Origin of the sequence: Streptomyces sp. NPDC002580, from assembly GCF_042889485.1 — a bacterium.
GTDB lineage: Bacteria > Actinomycetota > Actinomycetes > Streptomycetales > Streptomycetaceae > Streptomyces.
Genome location: NZ_JBIAQZ010000008.1, coordinates 482,834 through 505,251 on the forward strand (window position 1 = coordinate 482,834; position 22,418 = coordinate 505,251).

A 22,418-nucleotide genomic window follows, 5' to 3' on the forward strand; every position below is an offset into this window, starting at 1 on the left:
CGTCACGTTCCCGCCTGCCCCGCTCTCCGACGACGACGGGAACGTGCTGACAGGACCTAGAAAACACCTTGGCCCGGGACCAGGATTCCTCGCGGGTCGTAGGTGTGCCGGGCCGTGGCCAGCCGGCGCCAGGCCGGGCCGAAGTGCTCGCGCCAGTCCGCCGCGGTGAAGGGGACCGAGCCGACCGGGTAGTGGGTGCCGCCGGCCGCGTGGACGGTGTCGTAGGCGGCGCGGTTGGCGGCGAGGAGACGGTCGACGGTGGCGGTGTCGTCGGGCGGGGTGGTGCGCAGGACCGCCAGCAGGTAGGACACCGGGTCGTCGGGAGTCCGCAGCAGCGGGGCGTGCAGGTTCTCGCTCAGCACCGGGTACAGGAGGACGACGCCGGGTCCGACGTCGGCCGGGGTGAGGTCGGCCAGCAGGGACTCGGCCAGCGCCGCCGCCGAACGGCCCGGCAGCAGCAGGTTCAGCCAGGGGTGGGCGAAGGCCCACAGGCCCGCTTCCTTGAGGGCGGCGACCCCGGCCGCGAGCCGGTCGAGGAAGTCGTAGTAGCCGAGGTCGCTCGCCTGCACTCCCGCGGGGTCGTGCCGCAGCCCGCGCAGCAGCGCGGTGTCGTCGGGGGCGGGCCCGGCGGGCGGCCCGTAGGCGACGGCTTCGAGGACGTAGCCGCTGAAGGCCCCCGCGGTGTCGGCGGTCACCTGGCCCTCGACGTAGTCGAAACGGCCCTCCTCGACGAGCAGTCGCTGGTCCTCCAGGAACGTGCGCAGGTCGTCGTACGGCAGGAGGTAGTGGCGTACGGTCCCGGGCGCGGGGACCAGGCGCAGGGTGGCGCCGACGATGATCGCGCACTGGCCGAGGCCGGCGAGCACGGCGTGGAACAGGTCGCGGTGGCGGGTCGGGGAGCAGCGGACGAGGTCGCCCGCGCCGGTGACGACCTGGAGTTCCGTCACGTTGTCGACCTGGGCGCCCCGCTGGTGGGTCTGGCCGCCGATGCCACCGACCGACAGGGTGCCGCCGACGGAGAGTTCGAGGTAGTCGGTGAAGGTGGGCGGGGTGAGGCCGTGGGCCAGGGTGGCCTTGGCGACCTCGCTCCATCGGGCGCCCGCGCCGACGGTGACCGTCGTGCTCCGCGGTCCGACCGGGCCGATGGACGCGAGCGGTGTGGTCTCGATGACGAGACCGCCGTCGACCTGTGCCTGCCCCTGGGTGGCGTGGCCCTGGCCGCGCGGGGCGACGGAGATGCCGTGCTCGCCGCAGAAGCGGACCATCGCGACGATGTCGCGGACCGAACCCGGTCGCAGTACGGCGACCGGACGCCGGTGGACGATGTGGCCGAAGTCGTCGGCGTCCGCGGTGAGCGAGGCGTCGTCGGTGTGCACCCGCCCGTCCAGCGCCGGGAGGCCCGCGAGCGGCCGGCCGGTGGCGGTGGCCGCCCAGCTCCGGGAGAAGGGATCGAACCCGACGACCGCGGCGCCCGCGGCGGCGAGTCCCTGTAATGCGGTACGTCGCGAGGGTGTCCGGGGCATGCGCTCCTCCTGGGGGCGGCCGTCAAACGATCAACTTGCGCCGAGTGTAAGGGACTTGGGTGACGCAGGAGTCGATTGATACGAACGGGGGCCCACGGGCTCCGATCTCGGGCGGGAACGGCCGCGTCCGCCGCCCCGGAGGGACGGCGGACGCGACGGACGGTGGTCCCGGTTCAGTTGGCCCGCGCCGAGCCGTCCTCCGTGTCGTCCCCGTCGACGCTCGTGTCCTGCGTACGGCTGTACCCCTGGAGTTCGAGCGGGGCGTTCGCCTTGGGAGCACGGTTCTCGGAGTTCTGTCCGCCCAGGTTCTGGCGGACCGAGTCGAGGATCGTCAGGCCCTGGGCGACCAGGCCGGCCGCTATCTCGCCGAGGCCGTCGGCGCCGTTGAGGACGTTGACGTTCGCGCCCGCGAGACCGCCCGCCGCCTCCTTGACGATCAGCGGAAGCTGGTCGATCAGCATCCGGTCGAGCGCGACCCGGTCGTGCGACGCCGCCGCCTCGGCCTGGATCTTCATGCGCTCGGCGTCCGCGATGGCGAGCACCTTGATCCGCTCGGCCTCCGCCTCGGCCGGCCTGACGATCTCGGCGACCAGCTGCTGCTGGCGCAACTGGGCTGCCCGCTCAGCGAGTTCGGTCTGCGCCGCGAGGACCTCCTGCTGGGCGTGGGCCTGGGCGAGCGGACCGGCCTGAGCCGCCTCCGCCTGCGCCCGGTCCACCTCGGCCGAGTACTGCGCCTTCACGATCGCGGTCTGCCGGGCGTACTCGGCCTGGTTGCGCGCCGCGACCTGCTCCGCCTCGACGGAGGCCTGCGTGGCCTGCGCCTGGGCGATCTGCGCCTGCCGCTGGATGGCCGCCTTGTGCGGCGCGGACATCGCGTCGATGTAGCCGGTGTCGCCGTCGTCGATCGACTGGATCTGGAGCGAGTCGACGATCAGGCCGATCTTCGCCATCTCCAGCTTGGAGGTGTCGAGGACCTCGGCGGCGAGCTTCTGCCGCTCGGTGACGATCTCCTCGACCGTCATCGAGCCGATGATGGAGCGCAGGTGGCCCGCGAAGATCCGGCCCGTCAGGATCGACATCTGGTCCTGGTCGGACAGGAACCGCTGTCCCGCGTTGACGATGCTCTCGGTGTCGTTGCCGACCTTGAACGCGATCACGGCGCGGACGTGCAGCGAGATGCCCTGCTTGGTGACGCAGGTCTCGGTGACCTCGGACTCGCACATCGACAGCGTCAGGAAGCGGGTCTTGCGGAAGATCGGCAGCACGAACTTGCCGTGCCCCGTCACCACCCGGAACGGCGCGCCCCCCAGCCCCCGCCTGCCGCCCGAGATCAACATCGCCTCGTCCGGAGCGGGCACGCGATAACCGAACATACTTCTCCTCCTCAACCTGCGCCGACGGCGTCGCCGTCGAGCGCGTCCAACGGATCGGCCCACTCGATGACGTCGACCTCACGACATCCCCGGGACTCGATCACCAGCACGGTCGCCCCTGTCCGCAGGGGCTCCCGAGACCAGGCGAGGAAGGTCTCGGATCCGCCTCTCACTCGCACCAGGATCTCGCCGGGACCGGCGGATCCCCGGGTGCCGATGAGCAGTTCCCCCGTGCAGCCGATCACGGCTTCGTCCTGCACCACAGCCGGCCACCCCCCATCACTCTGAATCTGCCTCTGACCTTAGACCTGTCCCCCCGCGGGGCACGGACGACCCCCGGCGATCCGGGACCGCCCGACGGGCACGTGCCGGGCCCGACACGAGTGTGGGCTCAACTCCTGTCGAAGCGATAGGTCTTGCTGTCGGTCAGCACACAGAAGCCCGGGGACACGACGATCACGCGGGGTGCCGGTGCGCCGGTCTCAGTCGATCCCCTCCGCCTCGAAAAAGCCGGCACCTCCGACGTCGCCCGGAAGGCTGGATCCGGTGGGGTGCGTTGCCGCGCCGGCCGGTCGGGCGGGGCGGCCCGGGGAGGCCGGCTGCGCTGTCGGCCACGCGGCGGCGACTCAGCCGGATGCCGTCAGTGCCGCGCGCGCGGTGGTGAGGATCTCCTCGGAGAGCGGGGAGCCGTTGGTGGCCCGGGCCAGGACGAGTGCGCCGAGCATGGTGCACAGCCGGGTGATGCCGTCCTGGTCCTCAGTGGTGAGCCACTCGGCGAAGTCGCCCACGCCTTCGGTGTAGATCCGGCGGGCTTCCTGGCCTTCGCCCTCGCGCGCCATGTCGGTGACGAGCGCGGCGACAGGGCACCCGTCCGCCGGGCTGTCGCGGTGCTCAGGGGAGAGGTAGGCGTCGATCAGTGCCCCCTGGGCGGCGGCGCGCTGTCCGCTGTGCTGCTCGAGTCCGTCCTTGTGGTGCCGGCCGAGTTCGTCGAAGGCGTGGGCGGTGGCTTCGTCGATGAGTGCCTCTTTGGAGGGGAACTGCTTGTAGAAGCCGCCGTGGGTCAGTCCGGCCGCCTTCATGATGTCGGCGACGCTGGCGTGAGTCCCATGTTCCCGGAACAGACGAGACGCGGTTTCCACGACCCGCCGGCGGTTCTCCTCCGCCTGCGCCTGTGATGCGCGGCCCATGGCCACCTCCCGATCGGATGTCGACTGGCATCTATCCTAGACCGGTGCTTAGATTATGCATGTAATCTAATTTGGTGCCGCCGGCCGCTCGCCGACGGCCGTAACGCTGGGAGTGGGCATGGAACTGAAGGACGCGGTCGCGGTGGTAACCGGCGCCAACCGGGGGCTCGGACGGCATCTGGCCGCCCAGCTCGTCGATCGTGGCGCGAAGGTGTACGCGGCGGCCCGGCGCCCCGAGACGGTCGACGTGCCGGGCGTCATCCCGCTGCGGCTGGACGTCACGGACGAGACGTCGGTGCAGGAGGCCGCCCGCGTGGCATCCGACGCGACACTGCTGATCAACAACGCGGGCATCTCCACCGGCGCGGCGCTGATCGGAGGCGACCTGGCCGAGGTACGCCGGGAGATGGAGACCAACTTCTTCGGCCCGCTCGCCGTGACCCGCGCCTTCGCCCCCGTGATCGAGGGCAACGGCGGCGGCGCCGTACTCAACGTCCTGTCCGCCCTGTCCTGGTTCCACCCGGCCGGCCTCGGCTCCTACGCCGCGTCCAAGGCCGCCGCCTGGGCGTTGAGCGACGCGACCCGTGAGGAATTGGCACCGCGCGGGATCACCGTCTCGGCGCTGCACGTCGGCTACATGGACACCGACATGGCCGCCGGCGTGCCCGCCGATCAGAAGGTCGCTGCCGCCGACGTCGCGGCCCAGGCCCTGCAGGGCATCGGGACCGGCCTGCCCGAGATCCTCGCGGACGAGGTCAGCCGGTACGTCAAGCAGAGCCTGTCCGCGGCACCCCAGCCGAACGCAGACTGACGCTCACCCCAGGACCTTCTTGGTGGCCCCGCAATGAGGCGCCCGGCCTTCGGAGTCGGCACGACCCCGATCGTGGGCATCCAGCACGAGTACAGCCTCGTCGAACGCACCGCCGGTCGCGAACTCCTGCCCCTGGCCGAGAGCCTCGGGCTCGGCGCAGCCCTGTGGTCCCCGCTCGGCGGCGGACTGCTCACCGGCAGACACCGCAGCTCCGCCGGGGGCGCCCGAGCGACCTGGGCATGGTCATCCACACCGAGAGCACCGACCAGAAGACCGCCGTCGTCGACACCGTCCTGGAGATCGCCGAGGAGACCGGAGTGACGCCCGCCCAGGTGGCGGTGGCGTGGGTGCGCGAGCGCGCCGCCCGTTCCGTGGCCACGATTTTCCCGATCATCGGCCCGCGCAACCTCTCCCAGCTCGACCGCCACCCCGGCGCCCTCGACATCCAGCCGACCGACGAGCAGTACACCCGCCCGGCCGGGGTGAGCGCGGTGCCGCTCGGCGTACCCCACGAGGGGATCGCCGCCTCCCTGGACCGCCTCCAGGGAGGCACCGCCGACCACGCCACCGCCCCCAGTCGTGCCGGTGGCCTGACGGGTGCACGCGGCTGAGGACGCGGCGCACCCGCGCCGCACCCAGAAAGACGACACAAGCTGATTCGCACGGGGAGAAGCCCGGGGCGAGCGGAGACCCGGACCTTCCAGGGACGGGAAACGGAACGGAGACGACGATGAAGGCTTTCATGGTCGAGAAGTACGGCGACCAGGCCGGGATGCGTGCCGCCGAAACCCCCAACCCCCAGGTGGGTGCCGACGACGTCCTGGTCAAGATCCACGCGGCGGGCGTCAACCCGCTGGACCTCAGGATCCGCGACGGAGACTTCAAGGCCTTCATGCCCTACCGTCTCCCGCTTGTTCTGGGCAACGACCTGGCGGGAACGGTCGTCCAGGTCGGCCCGTCCGTCACCCGCTTCTCGGTGGGCGACGAGGTATACGCCCGGCCCGACAAGGACCGCATCGGTACCTTCGCCGAACTCATCGCCGTCCGCCAGGACGACCTGGCCCCCAAACCGGCCACGCTCACCATGGCCGAGGCCGCCTCCCTCCCCCTGGTCGCCCTCACCGCATGGCAGGCACTGGTCGAGCGGGCCCACGTACAGCCGGGCCGGAAGGTCCTCATCCACGCGGGCGCCGGCGGCCTCGGCTCCATCGCCGTCCAGTTGGCGAAGGCGCTGGGCGCGCAGGTGGCCACCACCGTGAGTACCGCCAAGGTCGACTTGGCCAGGGACCTGGGTGCGGACGTCGTTGTCGACTACCGCACCCAGGACTTCGAAGAGGTCCTCGACGGCTACGACGTCGTCCTCGACAGCCTCGGCGGCGAGAACCTCGCCAAGTCCCTGCGCGTTCTCAAGCCCGGCGGCATGGTCATCAGCGTCGCGGGCCCGCCCGACCCGGCCTTCGCCCGCGAACTGGGCGCGAACCCGTTCCTCCGCCTGGCCGTGACCGCCCTCAGCTTCAGAATCCGGCGCAACGCCAGGCGCCACGGTGTGACGTACTCGTTCCTGTTCATGAAGGCCAGCGGCGACCAGCTGCGCGAACTCACCCCCCTCATCGACGCCGGAAAGGTCCGTCCCGTCGTCGACCGCGTCTTCCCGTTCGACGAAACCCTCCAGGCCATGGAGTACGTCGAAAAGGGACGCGCGAAGGCTGGGAAAGTCGTCGTCTCCATGATGTGAGCGCGGGCACGGCCCAGCCGGACGCCGAGGCGACCCGTCACGACGAGAAGCCCCCCACGCCCCCGTCCCCTGCCGCACACCAGGACCCGGCCACGAGCGCATCGTCCAGCTGCCCCAGCCCGGCGTCCACGCCCCACCGGCCCCGGCAAGCCGCTGCTCGCCTTCTTCGCCGCGGTGGCGCAGACCGAGCGGGAGAACATCCGTGAGTCCACACTCGAAGGGCTCGACCCGGCGGCCCACCAGGGCCGGCGGAGGCTCGGCGCACGATCTGACACCGATGCTCCTCAGGCCCCGAGGCCTGCTCCTCCAGGGGGACTTATCGGCGCGCAGTCTCACCCGCCACGACGATCATGCACAGACCAATCCATGGACGCGGGGCATCGTCCTGGCGTCCGACGGACGCCGACCGGTCCCGGCGCGGCGGATCCGCTCACACGAACGGGCCCGGTGATCCACCGGGCCCGGACGCGCGTCCGCCGGGCAGGACAGCCCCTGCCCGGCGGACCACTGGCCTCAGTCGTTCACGCAGACGTTTCCGATCGTCGGGTTCAGGAAACCCAGCACGTTGATCGAGTTGCCGCAGACGTTCAGGCCGACGTCGATGGGGATCTGAATGACGTTGCCGGACAGGACTCCGGGGCTGCCCACCGCGACGCCCACCGGGTTGGGGCCGTCGGCGGCAGCGGTCCCGGCGGTGGCCAGCAGGGCCACGCTGGCGAGTCCGGCGGCGGCCATCAGACGAATACGCATTACAGGCTCCGTTCATTCGCGGGGATGCGAGTTCCTCCACCATCACCTCAGTCGGCGCGCGTCGACATCCAGGGACAGCCGAACGGGGGTTCGCCGGTCGCGAAGACACCCGAGTGCGTCGCGCGCGGGGTGTACGGAATGCCCGTAGCGTGAGAACAGATCCGGTGGAACAGGGAGAGACCATGCCAACGAGCCAGCCCGACGCGTCCACGCCCTCCGACGACAGGGTGACCCCCGATACGCTCCTGCACACCGGGACCGAAGGCCCGGTGACGGCCGAGGACCTGGTACTCGCGGCAGGCCGCGACATCAGTCCGCAGAACCTCGCCTGGGCCGAGCGGAAGCTCCAGCAGGAGGGCTCCGCCGCGGTCGACAAGCTGCTGCCCTGAAACCTCCCGGCGGAATGACGGCACCGCGGGCCCGGCCGGCTCCGATGCGGCGGAGCCGACCGGGAACCCGCTCACGGAGCGGGCGGGTCAGGTGCCGGGGCACTCCTTCCAGGCCAGGTGGTAGACGGTGCTGATGTCACCGTCCGTCGAGTCCATGGTCATGAAGCTCGTACTGCCGGGCGCCGAGGTGCCCGCGCTGACCCGGAGTTCGGTGTTGATGTTGAAGTTGCGCTGGACACCGCAGGGGGCCCAGACCAGTTGGGCCCAGTCCGTCGTGTCCGTGGCCTGCCAGTTGTCGTCGTAGGGGCCGCGGAAGGGGTGGGTCAGGGAAGCCGTGTTGGGGGACCCCTGGAAGTAGTACGAGGCCTTCTCCGTGCTGCTGGCGCCCTGCTGGAGCGAGGCGAAGCCGCGGTAGTCCGCGCTGGCGATGGCGTACGTGAAGCCCTGCGGGACATGCACGAGCAGGTTGAGCTGACAGTTCTTGCGGAACGCGGTGGGGTCGGAGTTGCCGCCGACCTGCGCGAGGTAGTTGCTGTAGGTCACGGTGAAGGCGGTGTTGTCCGGGGAGACGGCGACCGCGGCGGTGCCCGCGGGACAGCCGGAGCCGTTCACCGTGGCGACCTTGATGACGATCTTGTCCGGGGGCGGGTCGATGAACCCGGAGGACGGGTCCGACAGGGGAAGCGCTGTGGCGAACAGGGCGGCGATCGCGCCACCCAGAAGCAGCCCACCAGCCATGAGGTGTTCCAATCCGTTGCGTCGGCGTTCCGGCGGCAGCCCTGCGGCGCGCCGCCGTGAATTGGGGGGTGCGGCTCCCGAGAACGGACGGGAACCGTCGCAGACCAGTGCGTGGATCGAGCTCGGCCTATTTGGACATGCGCATGACAAATGCCCACGCGCAGCCCACTCCCGCTTGTGAAGGAGCCGTGAAGAACGGGAGTGGCAAAAGCGTACGTACGCGGGGTCGAGGCCGACAGGGCCATCTCCGGCCATTCGACACAGGCCATTCACAGCTTCCGCCGCGCCCACGGGACCCGGGACGACGCGCTCCCGCCCGCCCGAGGCCGGCGGGCGGGGGCCCCGGCCCGCACCCGGCCGCCACAACGCGGACCCTCCGCCACCGCACCTGACGGGCGCCGGGACCCGGCGACCCGCCCCCTGAGGCGGGGCCCGTCCGGCGGACCCCGGCCCGGCCGCCCCACGCCGCCCGCACGCTCCTCCCGGCACACGACCGCCACGGCATGGCCAAAAGACGCACACCGGGGCAGGTCCGGGCCGGTGGTGCCCGCTTTCGCTGCCCATGTCGTGTTTCCGTACGCTCCGAGGCGGGCATTCCGGTGTGCCCGGACGGATCGGACAGCTCATGGCCCACCCGAATCACCCGCCGCCTCCTCACGGGTCCGACGCCCCTGCGACACTGAGGCGCATGGATCCACGACATCTGAAAACCGGCCGCCGTCGCATATGGATGAGCAGTGCCGTCTGCTTCCTGGTGCTCGGTCCGATCAGCTGGTTCCTCGGTGGCTGGATCCCCTTCGCCCTGCTGACCGTCGTCCTCACCGTCGCCACGGCCGTCTCGCACTGGCGGGCGCCCGTCTGGCTCGCCCCCGCCATCGCCAAGGGCCAGTCGGAGAGCCGCCGGGACGTCGCCACCTTCTGCGTGGTCATAGCGGTGAGCGGCTACGCCCAGCCGCCGACCCGGCCGGCCCCCTCCCCAGAGGATCTGGCGGCCCTGCGCCTGGAGGCGTACCGGTCCGCCGCGGCCGACGACCTCTCCGAGGAACTGCGCCTGCTCGCGGCCGACGCGCTCTCCGCCGCGGACCACGCCCACGCCGAGGACACCCCGACGGGCTGGCGGGCGGCGCGGGCGAGCGCGGAGCGGCTGGCGCACGCCGCCCAGGAGGGCAATCCGTACGTACGGCAACTGCTCATCCAGTGGGTCGAGGGCAACCCGGCGGGCGACCGCTAGGCCCTGTCGTCGAATTCCCGCCCGCCCCGCGTCGGCCGGCCCCCTCAGGGGCGTTCGGAGAACTGGATCACACCGCCGACGGCGAAGCACAGCGCCCCCACGAGCGTGCCCCAGTTGGCGATGCCGACGTTCACGAGACCTCCGGTCTCGGGGCGCGTGAAGGCCGCCACCGCCGAGACGAAGAAACACACGGATCCGAGCTGGTTGACCGCGACGATCCACCAGCCGAGATCACCGGCGAGGACACGCGGACGGCCGTGGCAGACCTCGACCAGCGCCAGATGGCCGGAGACCAGGAACAGAACGCACCCGACCAGGTCCGGCGCCCAGATCAGCCGGTCCACCTGCTGGACCGAGAGTCCCTCGAGCAGCGAGTCCAGCAGGTTGACGCCGAACACGAGCGTTCCCACGAACAGCACGAACGTACTCAGCCAGTCGATCCGGCCGGGCTCGTAGCTCCACCACCGCCAGCGCCGACCGGCGAGCGCGTCGGACTCGCTGTCGCGGCGGGGGGCGTTGACCGCCTGGAGCAGTGAGGCGTAGCCGCCGGTGTTGAAGAACAGGCCGCCCGTGAAGTAGATCCAGGCTCCCGTCTCGCCGTGCGAACCGAACTGGGCGACACCGGCCCCGAGGGCGAACAGCAGGCCGCCGACCGTGAACGCGGCCGCGGCGATGGCGTTCAGCCGGCGCAGCCGGCCGATCGACACGGTGTCCGCGCGCCGTGAACGGGCCGCCGGTTCACCCGGGACGCGGACGGTCAGCAACCCGCGTTTGCGGGCCAGACGCGATTCCCAGACCGCGGTGCGCCCGTCCATGAGGCGCCAGGTCAGCCGGGTCGTGAACGGCCCCGCGCCCTCGGAGCGCGCTTCGGTTCGACTCACCCGCCGACCTTAGCCCGCCGAGACGGAAAAGCCGGGTTCGACCGCTTCGCGCCTCCTCGGCCGATGTCGCGGACGGACGCCGGGGCGGTACGGAGACAGCGCGCCCGGCGACGCTCAGGTCGGGGCGGTCAGGACTCCGCCTCGCGCCTGAGGAAGTTGGTCACCTGGCAGGCCAGACTGTCCCGGGCCGCGTCGGGGCGCGCGCCGGCCTCGACGGCCCTGTCGTTCTCGACACCGCCCGCCCAGAGATAGCGCTCGGTCCACTCCTCGTCGACCTTCAGCTGGACCTGGATGTCCATCCGGCGCAGGGCGGCGTCGGGACCTGCGGCGAAGAGGACCGCGGTGGCCCGGCGCAGGGGATAGAGATCGAAACCCTCGATGAACTGTGAGTTCCGCCAGTCGAGGAAGGCGCTCTCGCCGTCGGCGCCGACACGGATGTCGATCTGGCCGTCCTCGAGGTGGAGGCCGCAGTGCTCGATGCCGCGATTCTCGACGGTCACCCGGAATCTGAAGTAGGTGAGTTCGTCGGCGGCGTCGTCGCGCCCTCTGGGGGGCTCCGCCTTCTCCACACCATGGACGCGGACACGCAGGCCGGCCTGCTCGTCGTACTCCTGCCAGTCCCCGACCACGTTCGGCTCGCGCACAGTTCACCTCTCCACTTCAGAGAGCTGTTCCTATCTGTGCCCTGGACGAGGTGTCAAATGCGCCGCACATGCCGTGGCCAGCGATTTCCCCTTTCTTGATCGACGATCAAGCCGTGCCCAGCCAGAACCTTTCCCGGGCGCCGGAAAAGGACATTTCCACGCGTGCTGCACATCACGTTTCCCGGACGTCTCACGTGCCGTCGCGCAGGAGCCTCAGCTGTTCGTCGAGCGGGCCCAGTCCGACATCGCGGCGGCGCTCGTCGACCGTCCCGGGACGGCGGACGGGATAGGGGCGCAGGGTGAGGGGATCGACGCGGGTGCCGTAGTACTGCGGCAGGCCCAGTTCTACGGCGCAGTGGTCGGCGATGTAGGCGTGGTGCAGGGCTGGACAGCGTCCGTCGGCCGCGGCCTGGGCGATCAGGTCCCGGCAGCCGAGCTGGAGGCCGAGGTCCGGCGCGTGCAGGAGGATCATCAGAGCCGCGGTGGAGGCGGGTGCGCCGACCCGGTCGGCGGCCGGCCAGCCGTGCCGCCGGACGATCGCCCCGAGCGCTTCGGCGTTCCCCGCGCGGCAGGCGGCGAGGGCGTCCCGCGCGGGCCCGGCGGGTCGCTCCCGCGCCCGGCGCATCAGGCCCCGCTCCTCGTCGGCCCGGCGTACGAGCTCGCGCGCGAGGGCCGTCGCGAGGCCCGGGACCATCGACGCGCCGCCCGGTCCCCCGGGGCGTGCCTCCGCCTCCCTGGCCAGGTGTCCCGGGGAGACCTTCACGACTCCCCCCGGAGCGCCATCGAGAACCCCGCCTTCTTCCCCCGGGTGCCCGGGTCGGCCGGGGCGACGCCCCGGTCGTCCGTCAGCACGGCGACGATCGTCGGTCCACCTCCCGCCTCCTCGGCCCCGCCCGCCGTTCGTCTGGCGGGCAGGACGGACGAACGGTCCGCGACGCAGACGCGCAGTTCGCCCCGGCCGCGCTCGACGGTGACGGTGTCGCCGCGGTCCGGGCTGCCGAGCTCGATCGCGTTGACGAACAGCTCGCCGGTCGCGAGAACCGCGTCGCCGACGCGCCCTGACGGCAGCCGCAGACGGACGAGGTGTCCGGCGACCCTGGCCCGCACACCGGGCGCCCGCGAGGGACGGGCCGCGATCGTCGTCCTCAGGACGTGTGCCGCGCGCGGCGGAGCCGAAGGGGTGCTCCGGGGCCCGTCCGGCTCGAAGGACGTGGGGGACGCGTTGGCCTCCGGGAAGCCGGGAAGGCCTGGAACCCCGGACGGTGCCGAATCCGCCGCGGAGACGGGTGCCCGGGCGTCCGGCGTGGAGGTCCCCGCCGGTTCGGCGGGCCGGGAACGGTCCGTGTCGTCGTCGGCCGCGCACACGTCCGGTTCCGCCGCCCGCGTCTCGGGGCGCGGATCCCGGGCCCCGGGATCCGGGGAGGGCGACGGCCCGCGTCGCTGCGCCCTGGATGCCGTCACGTCCTCGCCGTAGCCGAGCGCCCCGCTCGCGACCGGACGCTGGTGATCGGAGTGGAAGCCGAGGTCCGCCGGGGACATCGCCCGGCCGAGCCGCTCGGACAACACCGTCGCGATCGACTCCGGTGTGCCGCAGCGTGGTTGGTGACCATGGAGCCAGCGGGTCACCGACGCCTTGCCGTAGGGGGAATCCGCGCCCTGGCGACGTCCGAGTTCGTTGACCCGCAGGGCCGGGGAGGCGCGGGAGCAGCCCGCTTCCTTGAGCGCGGCCGCCGGCACCCGATTGCCCTCCACGGGGGTCCCGCCGGTGTTCCCCGCCGGTCCGTCGGTCACGGTGGCCATCTCACCATCGCCTCACATCCCTGTGCGGCTGCGCCCCGGACCGTCCCTGCCGAGATATCAACTCTGGTGTGACCGAGTGCAGTTGAGCGTGATCGTCGCCGAATGTGCGACACGTCACTCGATCACTATCGTCGCTCACGCACTCCCTGTGCAACCTGCGTTCTGATAATTTCAGAACGATCCGCGACGCTCTGTCACAGTCATCGACCGCGTGGCACACTGCACGCGGTGACGGCCCTTCCCGGGAGGTGGCACGTGAGCGAGAACCGCTCCGGCGGCAGCGCGCCGACCGTCCTGCGGATGGTTCTCGGAAGGCGGCTCAGGCAGCTGCGGGAACGGGCGGGAGTGTCCTTCGAGGAGGCGGCCCGCGCCATCGAGGTCACGCCTCTGACGGTCCGCAGGATCGAGAAGGCCGAGGTCGGTCTCCGTATCCCGTACGTCAGGGAGTTGCTCCGCGCCTACGGGGTCCAGGCGGCGGAGGTCGACGACTTTCTCGCCCTGGCCAGGGAGGCCAATCAGCAGGGCTGGTGGTACAAGTACCGCGATGTGCTGCCGGAGTGGTTCAGCGCCTACGTGAGCCTGGAGAGCGAGGCCAGCGTCATCCGGCTCTACGAACCCCACTATGTTCCGGGCCTGTTGCAGACCCACGACTACGCCACCGCGCTGATGCGTGTCGGCTTCCCCAACGAGCCGGAGGAGGACATCGCCCGCCGCGTCGCCCTGCGGATGAGGCGTCAGGACCTGCTCGCCAAGCCGCAGGCCCCGGCGGTCTGGGCGATTCTCGACGAGACCGTGCTGCGCCGGCCGGTGGGCGGGCCCGAGGTGATCCGGGCGCAGTTCGACCGGCTCGACGAGGTCCTGGACCTGCCGAAGGTCCGGATCCAGATCATGCGCTTCGGCGTGGGCGCCCACCCGGGCGCGTTCGGTCCGTTCCACCACTTCCGCTTCGGCTTCTCCGAACTCCCCGACGTCGTCTACACGGAGAGCCTGGTCGGCGCGGTCTACGTCGACCGGCCCGACGACGTCGTCAGCTATCTCGAAGTACTGGACCGGATGTCCGTGCAGGCGGAGCCGGTCGCCCGGACCAGGGCCATCCTGGGTGAACTGCGTAAGGAGTTGTGATCCATGGGACCCGTGCACAGCGGGGTGTCCGCGGCCGATCTGGGAACCGAGGGCTGGCACAAGCCCTGGAGCGGGACCAACGGCGGAAGTTGCGTCGAGGCCAAGCGGCTTCCGGACGGCAGCGTCGCCCTGCGCCAGTCGCGGGACCCCGAGGGTCCCGCGCTGATCTGCTCCCGCGCCGAGATGGCCGCGTTCATCGAGGGCGCCAAGTCCGGGCAGGCCGACTTCCTGATCTCCTGAGCGGCGCCGGCGCCGCGACTCCGCACAGGGCGCGACCACGCCCCCACGACCGGACAACCCGCACGCACTCTCCCGCCGTGCGGGTTGTCCCCCCCACCCCGAGCGAACCCGTCGTCCCGGAGGGAGTGGGTACGGTCATGATCCTCCACCAGGCCCTCACGCGGTGCCGGACCCTTGTCGTCGAGGGTCCCGACGGTCTCGACCGCGGCGGTCTGCTCGCCGAACTGGCCCGCCTGCGGTTCGTGATCCGCAGCTTCCACGAGCACCTGCACCACGTGGATCCGACCCAGCCGTACCGCGAACTCCTGTCCGCACCGGGCCGGCTGGCCGTCGACGGCGGCCTCGTCCACGAGCTGGTCTACGGGCCGCTGCGCCGGGGGCGGTCCCGGGTGACCTGGATCCAGGCGCTCGACTTCGCGGAGGCGGTGGCCGAACGCGACGGCGCGCTGGTGCACGTGACGGGCGGGACGGACGACGTCGAGGCGGTCCGCGCCTACGAGCGGGTCCTGCGCACCCTGGCCCAGCACGTCCCCGTCGTCACCCTCGACACCGGGGACCCGAGCCACCCGCTCCTCGCACCCGCACCCGCACCCGCACCCGCACCCGGTCGGCCTCCCGCGTCCCACTTCACCAACTCGCCTTATATGTAGGCAGGTTGACGATAGGTTGGAGAACCGACCGCGTGACGCACGGCAGGAGAACTCGCATGGCAGACGTCCGTCCCACCCCCGGCCAGGACGCGTTGTCCAAGATCGACACCACGGTGCCGCACTCGGCTCGCATCTGGAACTACTGGATGGGCGGGAAGGACAACTACGAGGTGGACCGGGCGGCCGGTGACGCGTACCGCGAAGCCGCCCCGAACATCGAGACCATGGCCCGCGCCTCGCGCGACTACCTGATCCGCACCGTCACCTTCGTGGCCGGCGAGCGCGGCATCCGCCAGTTCCTCGACATCGGCACCGGCCTGCCCACGTACGACAACACCCACCAGGTCGCCCAGCGCGTGGCCCCCGAGTCCCGCATCGTCTACGTGGACAACGACCCGCTGGTGCTGCGCCACGCCCAGGCGCTGCTGACGAGCACCCCCGAGGGCGTCACCGACTACATCGACGCGGACCTGCACGAGCCCGAGAAGATCGTCGAAGCCGCGTCCGGCGTCCTCGACCTCTCGCGGCCCGTCGCCCTGATGCTGATGGGCATCCTCGGCCACATCCAGGACTACGAGGAGGCCAAGTCGGTGGTGCGGCGCCTCCAGGCGGCCCTGCCGCCGGGCAGCTACTTCGTGCACTACGACAGCACGGACACCGACGCGGCGCTCAAGGAGGCCCAGCAGGGCTACGACGACACGGGCGCGATCCCGTACGTGCTGCGCAGCCCCGACCAGATCGGCGCGTACTACGACGGTCTCGAACTCGTCGAGCCCGGCATCGTGTCCTGCCCGCTGTGGCGTCCGGAGCCCGGCAGCTCGCCCGAGCCCACGGACGTCCACGGCGGCGTGGCCCGCAAACCGTGAGCGGACCCGCCCGAACCGTCGTCAGCCGGACGCGTCCGGCTCGATGTTCTGGTTGAGCCGGAACAGGTTGCCCGGGTCGTACGCCGCCTTCACCCTGGCCAGCCGGGCGTAGTTGTCGCGGTAGCTGGCCCGCACGTGCTCCTGGCCCTCGTCCATCATCATGTTGACGTACGCGCCGCCCGCGGAGTACGGGTGGAGCGCGTCGGAGTAGTCCACGCTCCACCGCCTGACGAGGTCGGCGTTGGCCGGGTCGGAGTCCACGCCGGCGAAGACGGAGGCCCACCGGGCGTCGCGATAGCTCCAGGCGGTGTCCGTCGGGCCGACGTCGTGGACGGCGCCGTCGATGGGGTACATGTGCATCGTCGACTTCCAGGTCGGCAGTTCGGCACCGAACTTGGCGTGCAGGTCGACGGCCTCGGCGGGAATCTCGTCGACGAAGTCCGCTCGCCAGTACCACTGGTCGCCGGGCGGGTAGACGCCGTCGAACGCCGACTGGATCGCGGGGAGCGGCATCGGCGCCGGGCCGTGCAGCAGCGGCTCGGGAAGCGCCCCGAGCAGCGGTGCCATGTCCGCGGCCGCCGCCTCGGCGTCCTCCCCCACGCGGCACCACACCACACCGCAGACCTTCTTCAGATGGATCTCCTCCGGGAACGGCGGCCCGGGCGGGACCGAGCCGAACAGGAAGAAGGCACCCAGCTCGCGGGGCGCGTGCGGGATGAAGTCGCGGTAGGCGGTGAGGACTTCGGCTCCGAGTTCGACGGGCCAGAAGGTGGGTCCGGCGACCACCGTGCTCACTTCGTGCAGCCGGAACAGGAAGGAGGTGACGACGCCGAAGTTGCCGCCGCCGCCGCGGATCGCCCAGTAGAGGTCCGTGTTCTCGTCCGCGCTCGCCCGCACGCGCTCGCCGCTCGCCAGAACCAGCTCGGCCTCCAGCAGGTTGTCGATGGCGAGGCCGTATTTGCGGGTGAGGTGTCCGAGACCGCCGCCGAGGGTGATGCCGCCGACCCCCGTGGTGGAGATGATGCCGCTCGGTGTCGCCAGGCCGTGCTCGTTGGTGGCGCGGTCGACATCGCCCAGGAGGCTGCCGCCGCCGACCCGGGCCGTGCGGGCGGCCGGATCGACCTCGATGTCCTTGAGCCCGGAGAGGTCGAGGACCACACCGTCGTCGCAGGTGCTCAGCCCCGCCCCGTGGTGGCCGCCGCCGCGCACCGCGAGCGGAAGAGCGTGGTCACGGGCGAAGGAGACGACCCGCGCCACGTCGTCCGCGTCGGCGCACCGCGCCACCAGGGCCGGGCGCCGGTCGATCATCGCGTTGTAGACGGCACGGGCCTCGTCGTACCCGGAGTCCTCCGGGCCGATCAACTGCCCTTTGAACCCGGACAGTTCCTGGCGTGCCGCTTGTGCCGGTGAGATGGACATGTGCATCCCCGTATCTGGGGGCCGCTCCAGGTGCCGGTGTCCGGGCGCTTGGCCGGTCCCCGCCGATGGGTCCGATGTGCCCGTTCTAGCCCGATTCAGAACCAGCCTACATCCGTGGCCACCACCCAGCTCGGCCACCGGGACTGCCTAGGCCCTGTCGTCACCATCCCGCCTGCCCCGCGACACCCTGCACGCTCCCCCGAGCTCTGCGAGCAGGGGGCACCCCCACTCGCCGCAGGGCCGCCCTCCGGGCGACGACGGGAAGGTGACGACAGGACCTAGGTCTCACCGGGCGGCAGGAGGCCGAGCCGCCCGGCACGGGCGACGGCCTGGCGTCGGGTGCGTACACCGAGCTTGTCCAGGACGGCGGACACGTGGTGGTCGACCGTGCGGACCGAGACGACCAGGAGTTCGGCGATCTCGCCGTTGGTCAGCCCCCGCGCGAGCAGCCGCATGACCTGGGCCTGCCGTTCGGTGAGGCCGGCGGGGTTCTCCCGGGTCACCGGGAGCGGGCCGCGCGGGATCCGGCACAGCCCCATGGCGCGCAGCTCGACGCGGACCAGCTTGGCGAGCGGTGCCGCGCCGAGGGCGTCCAGCTCGGCGAGGGCGGCGAGCTTGTCGTCGGGGTCGGGGCTCTCGGCGAGCGCGGCGGCGTGCTCGTACGGACATCCCGCGTCCTGCCAGGCCCGGGCCGCCTCCCGCCAGTCGCCCGCGGCCTGGAGCACGTACGGATGTCCGGACGGGTCCTCGGGAACGCGCCTCCCTGCCTTGGTGAGCCAGTAGCCGAGTTCCGCGCGGTAGGGGATCGCGGACAGCCGGCAGGCCTCCTCGAAGACGGGGGCCGCCGCCGCGACGACGGCGTCGTGCGCGCCGCGCAGCCAGGCCGACTCCGCGCGGGCCGCCGCCACCGGAGCGGTGCGCTGGAGTTCCGCGCTGCGCTCCGCGATCTCCCCGGCCCGCGCGAGCAGTTCGTCCGCTCCCCCGGTGCCGCGGCGCACCCGTACCCGGGCCAGCACGGTCAGCGCGGGACACCGGGCGGGCGCGAAGTCGTGCGCGCCGAGTTCGGCGTACGTCTCGGCCTCGTCCCATGCGCCGGCGGCGAGCCGGCGCATGGCCAGTTCGACATGGAGGTAGCTGAGGAAGCCCAGGTGTTCGGCGCGGTCCGCCAATTCCATGGCCGGGGCGAGGAAGCGGTCCGCCTCGGCGTACTCGAGGTTCTCCAGGAGGGTCCAGATGATGTTGGCGTACGCCCGGCAGGCGTGTTCGACCTGGCCCGCCCCGAGGGCCACCTTCAGGCTCTCCTCCAACTGGGCCCGGCCCAGCGGGTCGCCGGCCCGCCAGCGGGCGGTTCCCACGTTGTTGAGGGCGTGGGCGAGGATCTCCCCGTCCTCGGTCCGGCGGGCCAGTTCGATGGCGCGCTCGCCGAAGGCGACGGCCTGCGTGTGCCGGTCGGACAGCATGTGCAGCTGGGAGGTGTTGCTGAGGGCGAGCGCGAGGAGCCGGTCGTCGCCCGCCTCCTCCAGGACGGTGATGGCCTCCCGCGCGGCCGCGCGCGCTTCCCCGGCGTCCCCGGCCCACCACTGGATGCGGGACAGCCAGCGCAGGTCGGCGCCGAGGGCGCGGGCGTCCCCGAGCGATCGGCGCAGGGCGACCGCCTCGCGCTCGGCGCGCAGGGCGGCGGCGGAGTCGGCGATGGTGTAGCTCTCGATCGCGTACCGCTCCAGGAGTCCGGCCCGTTCGGCCGGGCCGAGGCCGTCGCTCCGCTCCAGCACCAGACGCAGGTGCGCGGCCGCCTCACGGTGGGCGCCGGCGCGGACCGCGTCGTGCGCGGCGTCCGGGCCGTAGCGTGCGACGGCCTCGGTGTCACCCGCCTCGGCCGCGTGGTGGACGATCCGGGCGGCGTCGGAGCCCGGCGTCGCGACGAGTGCGGCGAGCACCTCCCGGTTGAGCTCGATCCGCCGGGCGACGGGCAGCGAGTCGGCCACCGCACGGCGGATCAACTCGTGCCGGAAGCCGACCCGTTGGGGAGTGACGATCAGGAGGCCGCGCTGCTCGGCGGCGGCCAGCGCGCCCATCCCCTGGGGCAACAGCGTCTCGGCCAGAGGGCGTTCGACGGCGGACGGCACCACCGCCAGCTGCTCCAGCGCGTCCCGGGTGTCGTCGTCCAGTCCCCGCAGCCGGGCCAGCACGGCGTCGACGACCGTCGGTGGCACACCCCCGGTACCACCGGCCGCCACCACCTCGGCGACGAAGAACGGGTTGCCCGAGGTGACTTCGTACACCTGGGCGGGATCGAGCCGGCCGGCCGCGCTCAGCCGGTGCACGGCGGCCTCGGAGAGCCGGCTCAGCGGCAGCCGGTGCACGCGCCCGGCCCGGGACACCTGGCCGAGGAGGTGGCGCAGCGGGTGTTCGCGGTCCAACTCGTCGTCACGGTACGTCAGCACGAGCAGTGCCGGGAGCCTCTCCACCCGGCGGACGAGGAAGCGCAGGGCGTCCAGCGACGCCTCGTCGGCCCAGTGCACGTCCTCGACGACGAGTACGACGGGATGCGGCGCCGTTCTCAGCTCGGCGCGCAGGGCGTCGTACACCCGATGGCGGTCGCCGCCCTCGGTGAGGGCCCGCGCCAGCTCCGCGCCGACGCTGCCGACGAGGTCGCGGAACGGTCCGAGCGGGCGTCGCGTCACGAGGTCGTCGCACTCGCCGAGCAGCACGCGCGCCGCGTCGGGCAGCACCGCGGGCAGGGCCTTGACCAGGCTGGACTTGCCGATGCCCGCCTCGCCGAAAACGAGCGCCACGGATCCGGCGCCGGCGGCCGCCTCGCGCGCCGCGACAGCCAGTCGGCCCAGCTCACGATCTCTTTCGAGGATCCCCCGATCCACGGCGCAATTCTGGCACGCGGCGCCCGGGCGGGTGCGGTCTCGGCGAACCCACCGCCCGGCGGGGCGGCCCGAGCGGACGGGAGCGGCACGTCCCCGCTGCCGGAGCCGGCGCGGTCGTGGCGGTCGGAGCGTCCGGACGTCGCCGAGCGCGTCGATCAGAACGGCATCGACGCGCTCGGCGAAATGGGTGAACCTCTCCCGTCCCGCACCGCCCCCGGCGGGAGGAACGCTGTGCGTTCCCGGGCTCCCGCGGGACCGCGCCACGAGGGTCGCGGCCCCGCGTCCCGCCGGGTTCACCCGTGTGCGGCCACCGCCCCGGCTCCGTCACGGACGGCGGCGAGCGCGGGCTCCGGCAGCACCGTGTACCGGGGTGTCCGGCGCGCCTCGCGCAGGCTCGGCGCGGGCAGCGGCGGGTCCAGCGGGGCGTGTTCGGCGGCGCGGGCCCGCCAGGAGAACCAGATGATCTTGCCGCCGACTCCGGTGGCGCAGCAGCCCCAGCCGTCGCTCAGGGCCGCGATCCGGGCCAGGCAGCCCTGCGGCGCCCGGTGCGGGCGGATGTCCTGGCTGTTGTCCGAGACGGCGGCGATGAGGTGCTGACCGTTCCACCACATCTCGATGGTCGTGTTCTTGTCCGCCGAGTGCTGCTCGATGGTGCGCAGCAGGGCTTCCGCGCAGTGGCAGACGGACTCGACGAGGTTCTCCAGGTTCCAGTACCGAAGGTGTGCGGCCAGTATCCGTTCGACCTGTCCGACCCTTTCCGGGCTGAGCTCCACGTCGAGGTGGTAGTAGCAGGGAACTGCGGCTTTCATCGCGTTGGCTCCTCACCGGCGAAGCTCTCGCTCCTCCTCGCCCCCTGCGGGACCGGGCCCCGAGTACGAAGCGTGAGCGCCGATCGCTCCTGAGTGACTCCCAGAGTGGGAGTGCTACTCCATTCGTGCAACACGAGAGCACCTTCAATGTGGTTGAAGAGCCAACAAGACGCTCGGTCGCGGTACAGGCACCATGAGTGAGGGTGTCGCTCCGTGACGGACCGGCTCCCCTTCGCGTACAGGCCCTCACTCGCCGGCCAGGCGAGCCGTGCGCGGTCGAGAGATCGGGAAGGTGACCAGCGTGATGCTGCTGCCTGCCAAAGCCGAGGTCGCCCGGCACCTGGAGCGCTACCGGGCATGGGAACGCCGTCTTCTCGCGGCTCCCACCGACCACGTGGTGCGGGGGAACTTCGAGAACACCGGATACACCCTGTGCGTCCTGATGGGGAAGCGCTGCGCGCGGGAGGCGGCGAACGCCGCCGAGGTCTATCTGCAGGACGTTCCGGCACGGATCTGAGTCGATCCGTGCCGATCTGGACCACGGCCCCGAGGGCCGCACAGGAAGGGCCTCCGGCGGCAACGACGAGTCGGCCCGGAACCGCGGAGGCGAAACGCATGGACGCGAACACGGACAGCGGCCGAATCCCCGTCATGGACGTGCGGCCGGTCGTGGAGTGCGGAAGACGGCCCGCGAAGGCGGTCGTCGGCGAGACCTTCCCCGTCACCGCCACCGTGTTCGGCGACGGTCACGACGCGGTCGGCGCGAACGTCGTGCTGCGCGGTCCGGACGGCCGCCCCGGCCCGTGGACGCCGATGCGCGAACTGGCGCCCGGGACCGACCACTGGGGCGCCCGTGTCACGCCGTCGGAGACGGGCCGCTGGACCTACCTCGTCGAGGCGTGGAGCGATCCGGTGACCGGGTGGCGGCGCTCCGCCGAGGTCAAGATCCCGGCCGGGATCGATGTCGGCCTCGTCCTGGAAGAGGGCGCCGCACTGTACGAACGGGCCGCCGCCGGCGTCCCCGAGGGCCCCGGCCGGGACGCGGTGACGGCCGCCGCGGACACTCTGCGCGACGACTCCCGCGCCCCCGCCGACCGGCTCGCGGCGGCCCTGGCCCCGGAGGTGGAGGCCGTCCTCGCGGAGCATCCGCTCCGCGAACGGCTCACCCGGTCCCTCCCGTTGCCGTTGCTGGTGGAGCGGGAGCGGGCGTTGTACGGCGCCTGGTACGAGTTCTTCCCCCGGTCGGAGAGCGGGCGGGCGGAGAGCGGGCGGGCGGAGAGCGGGCGGTCGGACCCGCCGGTCCACGGCACGTTCCGTACCGCGGCCGAACGCCTGCCCGCGATCGCGGAGATGGGCTTCGACGTCGTCTAC

At 72.0% G+C, this 22,418-nt stretch carries 22 protein-coding genes and 2 pseudogenes; 11 read left to right on the forward strand and 13 right to left on the reverse strand.

From position 1 onward, the window contains the following. Positions 1-56: 56 nt before the first annotated feature. The 4 genes from ACFYW7_RS25985 to ACFYW7_RS26000 all read right to left on the reverse strand — a co-directional run bounded on the left by ACFYW7_RS25985 (position 57) and on the right by ACFYW7_RS26000 (position 4,083). Complete coding sequence (locus ACFYW7_RS25985; RefSeq protein ID WP_389506385.1) at positions 57-1,523, reverse strand: FAD-binding protein; 1,467 nt, start codon at positions 1,521-1,523, stop codon at positions 57-59. A 173-nt stretch (positions 1,524-1,696) separates the two neighbouring features. Next, positions 1,697-2,896 carry an SPFH domain-containing protein gene (locus ACFYW7_RS25990; RefSeq protein WP_389506387.1) on the reverse strand — a complete coding sequence of 400 codons (1,200 nt, stop codon included), beginning with the start codon at positions 2,894-2,896 and terminating at the stop codon, positions 1,697-1,699. An 11-nt stretch (positions 2,897-2,907) separates the two neighbouring features. Further along, positions 2,908-3,159, reverse strand: coding sequence for a hypothetical protein (locus tag ACFYW7_RS25995; protein WP_389506389.1), 252 nt, complete (start codon positions 3,157-3,159; stop codon positions 2,908-2,910). Between the two features lie 363 nt (positions 3,160-3,522). After that, positions 3,523-4,083 carry a TetR/AcrR family transcriptional regulator gene (locus tag ACFYW7_RS26000; RefSeq protein ID WP_389506392.1) on the reverse strand — a complete coding sequence of 187 codons (561 nt, stop codon included), beginning with the start codon at positions 4,081-4,083 and terminating at the stop codon, positions 3,523-3,525. A gap of 118 nt (positions 4,084-4,201) precedes the next feature. Here ACFYW7_RS26000 and ACFYW7_RS26005 point away from each other — a divergent pair, with 118 nt between their 5' ends. The 3 genes and pseudogenes from ACFYW7_RS26005 to ACFYW7_RS26015 all read left to right on the forward strand — a co-directional run bounded on the left by ACFYW7_RS26005 (position 4,202) and on the right by ACFYW7_RS26015 (position 6,629). Then, positions 4,202-4,894: an SDR family oxidoreductase gene (locus ACFYW7_RS26005; protein ID WP_389506394.1), complete on the forward strand. Its 693-nt coding sequence runs from the start codon at positions 4,202-4,204 to the stop codon at positions 4,892-4,894. Positions 4,895-4,927: 33 nt separating this feature from the next. After that, positions 4,928-5,505 (forward strand): annotated as a pseudogene (locus ACFYW7_RS26010) (aldo/keto reductase). Positions 5,506-5,624: 119 nt separating this feature from the next. After that, positions 5,625-6,629: an NADP-dependent oxidoreductase gene (locus ACFYW7_RS26015; protein WP_389506396.1), complete on the forward strand. Its 1,005-nt coding sequence runs from the start codon at positions 5,625-5,627 to the stop codon at positions 6,627-6,629. A gap of 513 nt (positions 6,630-7,142) precedes the next feature. Here the strand turns inward: ACFYW7_RS26015 and ACFYW7_RS26020 are convergent. After that, entirely contained in the window at positions 7,143-7,379 is a 237-nt protein-coding gene (locus ACFYW7_RS26020) for a chaplin (RefSeq protein ID WP_389506398.1), read from the reverse strand. A gap of 182 nt (positions 7,380-7,561) precedes the next feature. Between ACFYW7_RS26020 and ACFYW7_RS26025 the strand changes: the two genes are divergently transcribed. Then, positions 7,562-7,768, forward strand: a complete 207-nt coding sequence (locus tag ACFYW7_RS26025) for a hypothetical protein (RefSeq protein ID WP_389506400.1) — start codon at positions 7,562-7,564, stop codon at positions 7,766-7,768. 87 nt (positions 7,769-7,855) lie between these two features. On the opposite strand, the gene ACFYW7_RS26030 is transcribed toward ACFYW7_RS26025, so the two are convergent. Then, the gene (locus ACFYW7_RS26030; protein ID WP_389506402.1) at positions 7,856-8,506 is read right to left on the reverse strand and encodes a DUF4360 domain-containing protein; all 651 of its coding nucleotides are present in this window, start codon (positions 8,504-8,506) and stop codon (positions 7,856-7,858) included. Between the two features lie 688 nt (positions 8,507-9,194). Here ACFYW7_RS26030 and ACFYW7_RS26035 point away from each other — a divergent pair. After that, on the forward strand, positions 9,195-9,737 hold the full coding sequence (locus ACFYW7_RS26035) for a hypothetical protein (RefSeq protein WP_389506404.1): 543 nt from the start codon (positions 9,195-9,197) through the stop codon (positions 9,735-9,737). 44 nt (positions 9,738-9,781) lie between these two features. Here the strand turns inward: ACFYW7_RS26035 and ACFYW7_RS26040 are convergent, their stop codons facing one another. From ACFYW7_RS26040 to ACFYW7_RS26055, 4 genes are all read right to left on the reverse strand, one after another. Further along, positions 9,782-10,618: a hypothetical protein gene (locus ACFYW7_RS26040; RefSeq protein WP_389506406.1), complete on the reverse strand. Its 837-nt coding sequence runs from the start codon at positions 10,616-10,618 to the stop codon at positions 9,782-9,784. A gap of 128 nt (positions 10,619-10,746) precedes the next feature. Beyond that, positions 10,747-11,262: a hypothetical protein gene (locus ACFYW7_RS26045; protein WP_389506408.1), complete on the reverse strand. Its 516-nt coding sequence runs from the start codon at positions 11,260-11,262 to the stop codon at positions 10,747-10,749. Between the two features lie 190 nt (positions 11,263-11,452). Continuing rightward, the gene (locus ACFYW7_RS26050; RefSeq protein WP_389506410.1) at positions 11,453-12,025 is read right to left on the reverse strand and encodes a DUF6624 domain-containing protein; all 573 of its coding nucleotides are present in this window, start codon (positions 12,023-12,025) and stop codon (positions 11,453-11,455) included. Next, positions 12,022-13,062 carry an ATP-binding protein gene (locus ACFYW7_RS26055; RefSeq protein WP_389506412.1) on the reverse strand — a complete coding sequence of 347 codons (1,041 nt, stop codon included), beginning with the start codon at positions 13,060-13,062 and terminating at the stop codon, positions 12,022-12,024. The genes ACFYW7_RS26050 and ACFYW7_RS26055 overlap by 4 nt, the downstream gene beginning before the upstream one ends. Before the next feature lie 255 nt (positions 13,063-13,317). On the opposite strand from ACFYW7_RS26055, the gene ACFYW7_RS26060 reads away from it, so the two are divergent. The 4 genes from ACFYW7_RS26060 (at position 13,318) to ACFYW7_RS26075 (ending at position 15,940) form a co-directional block, all read left to right on the forward strand. Next, positions 13,318-14,184, forward strand: a complete 867-nt coding sequence (locus ACFYW7_RS26060; protein ID WP_389506414.1) for a helix-turn-helix domain-containing protein — start codon at positions 13,318-13,320, stop codon at positions 14,182-14,184. 3 nt (positions 14,185-14,187) lie between these two features. Further along, positions 14,188-14,424: a DUF397 domain-containing protein gene (locus tag ACFYW7_RS26065; protein ID WP_389506416.1), complete on the forward strand. Its 237-nt coding sequence runs from the start codon at positions 14,188-14,190 to the stop codon at positions 14,422-14,424. 137 nt (positions 14,425-14,561) lie between these two features. After that, complete coding sequence (locus tag ACFYW7_RS26070) at positions 14,562-15,074, forward strand: hypothetical protein (protein ID WP_389506418.1); 513 nt, start codon at positions 14,562-14,564, stop codon at positions 15,072-15,074. Between the two features lie 56 nt (positions 15,075-15,130). Further along, the gene (locus tag ACFYW7_RS26075; RefSeq protein ID WP_389506420.1) at positions 15,131-15,940 is read left to right on the forward strand and encodes an SAM-dependent methyltransferase; all 810 of its coding nucleotides are present in this window, start codon (positions 15,131-15,133) and stop codon (positions 15,938-15,940) included. Positions 15,941-15,961: 21 nt separating this feature from the next. Here ACFYW7_RS26075 and ACFYW7_RS26080 read toward each other — a convergent pair whose 3' ends face one another. From ACFYW7_RS26080 to ACFYW7_RS26090, 3 genes are all read right to left on the reverse strand, one after another. Then, the gene (locus ACFYW7_RS26080; protein WP_389506422.1) at positions 15,962-17,359 is read right to left on the reverse strand and encodes an FAD-binding oxidoreductase; all 1,398 of its coding nucleotides are present in this window, start codon (positions 17,357-17,359) and stop codon (positions 15,962-15,964) included. Positions 17,360-17,637: 278 nt separating this feature from the next. Continuing rightward, positions 17,638-20,238 (reverse strand): helix-turn-helix transcriptional regulator, encoded by a 2,601-nt coding sequence (locus ACFYW7_RS26085; RefSeq protein WP_389506424.1) that lies wholly within the window; start codon positions 20,236-20,238, stop codon positions 17,638-17,640. Between the two features lie 293 nt (positions 20,239-20,531). Then, on the reverse strand, positions 20,532-21,047 hold the full coding sequence (locus ACFYW7_RS26090) for a pep a2 (protein ID WP_389506426.1): 516 nt from the start codon (positions 21,045-21,047) through the stop codon (positions 20,532-20,534). Between the two features lie 304 nt (positions 21,048-21,351). On the opposite strand from ACFYW7_RS26090, the pseudogene ACFYW7_RS26095 reads away from it, so the two are divergent. Continuing rightward, a pseudogene (locus ACFYW7_RS26095) lies at positions 21,352-21,543 on the forward strand (DUF5133 domain-containing protein); the annotation flags it as partial. Between the two features lie 119 nt (positions 21,544-21,662). Beyond that, a partial coding sequence (locus ACFYW7_RS26100) for a maltotransferase domain-containing protein (RefSeq protein ID WP_389506428.1) occupies positions 21,663-22,418 on the forward strand: 756 nt, incomplete at its 3' end.

Bases quoted from the DNA above. Each gene is read 5' to 3' on its own strand.
- ACFYW7_RS25985 (WP_389506385.1), bottom strand. From the start codon at position 1,523: ATGCCCCGGACACCCTCGCGACGTACCGCATTACAGGGACTCGCCGCC.
- ACFYW7_RS25990 (WP_389506387.1), bottom strand. From the start codon at position 2,896: ATGTTCGGTTATCGCGTGCCCGCTCCGGACGAGGCGATGTTGATCTCG.
- ACFYW7_RS26000 (WP_389506392.1), bottom strand. From the start codon at position 4,083: ATGGGCCGCGCATCACAGGCGCAGGCGGAGGAGAACCGCCGGCGGGTC.
- ACFYW7_RS26005 (WP_389506394.1), top strand. From the start codon at position 4,202: ATGGAACTGAAGGACGCGGTCGCGGTGGTAACCGGCGCCAACCGGGGG.
- ACFYW7_RS26015 (WP_389506396.1), top strand. From the start codon at position 5,625: ATGAAGGCTTTCATGGTCGAGAAGTACGGCGACCAGGCCGGGATGCGT.
- ACFYW7_RS26020 (WP_389506398.1), bottom strand. From the start codon at position 7,379: ATGCGTATTCGTCTGATGGCCGCCGCCGGACTCGCCAGCGTGGCCCTG.
- ACFYW7_RS26025 (WP_389506400.1), top strand. From the start codon at position 7,562: ATGCCAACGAGCCAGCCCGACGCGTCCACGCCCTCCGACGACAGGGTG.
- ACFYW7_RS26030 (WP_389506402.1), bottom strand. From the start codon at position 8,506: ATGGCTGGTGGGCTGCTTCTGGGTGGCGCGATCGCCGCCCTGTTCGCC.
- ACFYW7_RS26035 (WP_389506404.1), top strand. From the start codon at position 9,195: ATGGATCCACGACATCTGAAAACCGGCCGCCGTCGCATATGGATGAGC.
- ACFYW7_RS26055 (WP_389506412.1), bottom strand. From the start codon at position 13,062: ATGGCCACCGTGACCGACGGACCGGCGGGGAACACCGGCGGGACCCCC.
- ACFYW7_RS26065 (WP_389506416.1), top strand. From the start codon at position 14,188: ATGGGACCCGTGCACAGCGGGGTGTCCGCGGCCGATCTGGGAACCGAG.
- ACFYW7_RS26070 (WP_389506418.1), top strand. From the start codon at position 14,562: ATGATCCTCCACCAGGCCCTCACGCGGTGCCGGACCCTTGTCGTCGAG.
- ACFYW7_RS26075 (WP_389506420.1), top strand. From the start codon at position 15,131: ATGGCAGACGTCCGTCCCACCCCCGGCCAGGACGCGTTGTCCAAGATC.
- ACFYW7_RS26080 (WP_389506422.1), bottom strand. From the start codon at position 17,359: ATGTCCATCTCACCGGCACAAGCGGCACGCCAGGAACTGTCCGGGTTC.
- ACFYW7_RS26090 (WP_389506426.1), bottom strand. From the start codon at position 21,047: ATGAAAGCCGCAGTTCCCTGCTACTACCACCTCGACGTGGAGCTCAGC.